We start from the raw sequence: 3,060 nt of genomic DNA, 5'->3' as shown, positions 1-3,060 counted from the left end.
ACTACATTGGCTTTGATGTGGTTCGTTACAACAATGTCTTCATTTCGTTGCCGCCTAGGGGCACCGTGCAGGTTTATGGTGCCTGTGCTGGTTCGCAAAGCATCCTACAAATGTTCAATGTTGCGATATTGTTTCTCACGATGGTGCCGCTGCGCCTTAGTCAACAGTTCTTGGCAATCGCAGTTGCTATTGTGATCGGCTTTGTGGTTAATGCTGGGCGAGTCGTCCTACTTGCTATTCTCCATGCTTATGGTCAACAGGCAGCCTTCGACTACTGGCATGAAGAAACTGGATCCTTAGTATTTTTTGTAATTGCAGTAATGGTGTTTGGAAGCTTTTGTTGGCTAGCGTTTCTGCGGGAATCGCCTCCTAATGATCAGGAGGTGGCTTAATGGTGAAAACTATTCCCCGCGATCGTGGATTACAGCTATCCCTCTTGGCGATGGTTGCGGCACTTGCCCTTGTGGCTCTGGGGCGATCGCTGCTGCAAGGAAACTCTAAATCCCCAGTGACTACGAGCAAGTTACCTACAACTGTAGTTCTTCCAGGGTGGACATTGATTGATGTCCAGCCCCTAAAGTTAAATTCAGATCAACAAGATAGAGCTACTCTAGACGAAGCAGAGAAACCAAGCGAGATTGCTACTGCCCAGACCTATAGATTTCAGCGGAATGGTACTACCTTAGAGGCCAACACGTACTACATTGCCCCTGCAACAGAGGGTAATGTTAATCGCTACGTATTTGTCTATAGCCCCCTGAAATCGGTGAATACTAGCATACAGGAGCGACAACAGCCTGCGGTCGGTAACTATGGTGTGTTGGCCCATGCAGGACGAGCTTACATTACAGCTTGCACAACAAACCTAGGCCCTAGTACGTTCACTGAGCAGCAATTTACACAAAATCGATCGCGTCAAGATCTGCGACTAAAACCTATGATGTTGTGGTTGATAGGTCAGCGACAGGATTTACTTGACCTTCGCTGTTTATGGACCCTCATGTCCGTGCCGATTGCTGGTGGTGCCAATGCCTCGCCAGATGCAGTAGAACAAGCCTATCAACAGCTTGAATCTGTATGGGTGCTCTGGCATCAATGGTGGCAACAACATTTCCCACCACTGCGGCCTAGGTGATTAGGGATTAGTGTTGCGTTTCACAATCGTTTCAATTCTAAGACAATGACAAATTCTTCTTCGACTGCAACAGATGGAACAAAATCTATCATCCGCTTTCGCTGGATTGGGTATGGCTTGCTCGTGTTTGCCTTAGTAGATGTTATTGAGGTGCTTGTGCCTCCTCAGTTTACAAACGCTAGCTGGGAGTTACAGGCGATCGGACAACTAGTAGAACGGGCACCTGTGCCGCTCATTGGTATGGCCCTAGTTTTTTATGGCGAACAACTGGGACGCAGCCTGCTAGAGTCTCTACTGCTCAGAGTCTTGTCATGGTTGTCTATTCTCCTAATGGTCGTGTTTTTGCTGCTGGTTCCCCTGGGAGTCGTCAACACATTTAAGATCAACACCCAAACAGTCAATACTATTGACAATCAGGTACAGCAACAATTCAACCAGCTAGATCAAATTCAACAACAGGTGGATAAAGCTTCTGCTAAAGACTTGGAAAACTTGGCTGAGCAACTCCGGAGGGCTGGTGTACCAGAAATCACATCTAATAACCCTGAAGAATTGAAACGAGAAGTTAAAACTCGGGTCACTGCCTTCAAAGAAGGCATCAAAAAACAAGCCGCCCAGGAGAAGACTAACCGTTTCCGTAGCTTGCTAGAAAGGGCTGTGAAGTGGAACATTGGTGCTATAATTACAAGTGTATTGTTCTTCGCAATTTGGAAAACCAGTCGCTGGGCACGGTAAAGCAATCTCGCACTAAATCGTTAATTTTAGTAGCTTGAGATGATGTCGCTGCGTCACTAGGTTGACTTCAGCGCTAGCATAGAGTCGATTTCTACACCTAAACGAAATATGGCAATTAAAAAGCAATTTAACAGCTTTGAAGAGATGTTGGCCGGCTCAGAGCTACCCCTGTTAGTAGACTTTTATGCACCTTGGTGTGGGCCTTGTCAACTCATGGCTAAGATTCTAGAGGAAGTTAATGCCCAGATGAAGGATAGTCTTCAAGTTGTGAAAATTAATACAGATACCTATCCTGAGTTGGCTACGCGCTATCAGGTTTATGCATTGCCGACGCTAGTACTGTTTAAGCAGGGCAAGCCAATTGATCGTATTGAAGGTGTGGTAGCGGCTGACCAACTCATTCAACACCTAAAAGCCAAAGTGGCCTCCTAGTAAGGCTTTCCAATAGTTTTCTAGTATCAGGGCAAACCCCAGCTTGTGGCTTGTTGTCGCAACCAGCCATCATCTTGCCACCGAGTTAGGGCTTGGTTAACCCGACGATGCAGCGAGTCGTGCTGTACACCCTTGGGCATAGCAATGCAAAGAGGCTCAACGGTGAGTAGAGTAGGCAACAGACGGTAACGAGGATATTCCTGGATCCAACCAGCTAATATGCTGGCATCTCCTGCAAAGGCATCGGCCTGATCACTTTGCAGTAGGGTCTCACCCGCTCGGTACGAAGCAGCCATCATTAAATTGGCAGTTGGCAGAGTATGCTGAATTACTGCGATCGTGGTGGAATTTTGCAGCACAGCGATTGTGCGCTTGTTCAAGTCAGCTAGGCGTTGAATGTCAGCCTTAGCTGTCAATATAGCCACACCATCTAGGTAATAGGGAGTGCTAAAACTAACTAGGCGAGCACGGTTAGCCGTAGCAGTCACTGCTGCAATTGCCATGTCAACCTCACCATGAGTCACGACCCGCAAACGCTCTTTATTAGTCACAGGCACAAGGCGAACAGCTTCTGCATTCCCTATCAACTCAGCCGCTAAGCGACGTGCCAAGTCGATTTCAAAGCCAATTAGGTTACCTCTAGGGTCACGAAAGCCTAAGGGTGGACGGTTGTCTTTCACTGCAACAGCCAGATAACCCCGCTGAGTAATCGCCCCTAAACTAGCCGCCTGGAGAGAACCTAGTTGACAGAGACTAGC

5 protein-coding genes are annotated in these 3,060 nt (G+C 47.5%); 4 read left to right on the top strand and 1 reads right to left on the bottom strand.

The genetic code is table 11. The features are described 5' to 3' along the window. From NZ772_16470 to trxA, 4 genes are all read left to right on the top strand, one after another. Window positions 1-392: archaeosortase/exosortase family protein (locus tag NZ772_16470; GenBank protein MCS6815150.1), on the top strand; the 392-nt coding region annotated here is incomplete at its 5' end. Beyond that, window positions 392-1,135 carry a cyanoexosortase A system-associated protein gene (locus NZ772_16465; GenBank protein ID MCS6815149.1) on the top strand — a complete coding sequence of 248 codons (744 nt, stop codon included), beginning with the start codon at window positions 392-394 and terminating at the stop codon, window positions 1,133-1,135. The genes NZ772_16470 and NZ772_16465, both read left to right, overlap by 1 nt. A 45-nt stretch (window positions 1,136-1,180) precedes the next feature. Beyond that, the gene (locus NZ772_16460) at window positions 1,181-1,870 is read left to right on the top strand and encodes an HpsJ family protein (GenBank protein ID MCS6815148.1); all 690 of its coding nucleotides are present in this window, start codon (window positions 1,181-1,183) and stop codon (window positions 1,868-1,870) included. Between the two features lie 108 nt (window positions 1,871-1,978). Beyond that, the gene (gene trxA / locus NZ772_16455) at window positions 1,979-2,302 is read left to right on the top strand and encodes a thioredoxin (GenBank protein MCS6815147.1); all 324 of its coding nucleotides are present in this window, start codon (window positions 1,979-1,981) and stop codon (window positions 2,300-2,302) included. A gap of 26 nt (window positions 2,303-2,328) precedes the next feature. Here trxA and NZ772_16450 read toward each other — a convergent pair. Then, window positions 2,329-3,060: transporter substrate-binding domain-containing protein (locus NZ772_16450; GenBank protein ID MCS6815146.1), on the bottom strand; the 732-nt coding region annotated here is incomplete at its 5' end.

The organism is Cyanobacteriota bacterium, assembly GCA_025054735.1.
GTDB lineage: Bacteria > Cyanobacteriota > Cyanobacteriia > SKYG9 > SKYG9 > SKYG9.
This window is presented reverse-complemented; position numbering and strand designations above follow the sequence as displayed.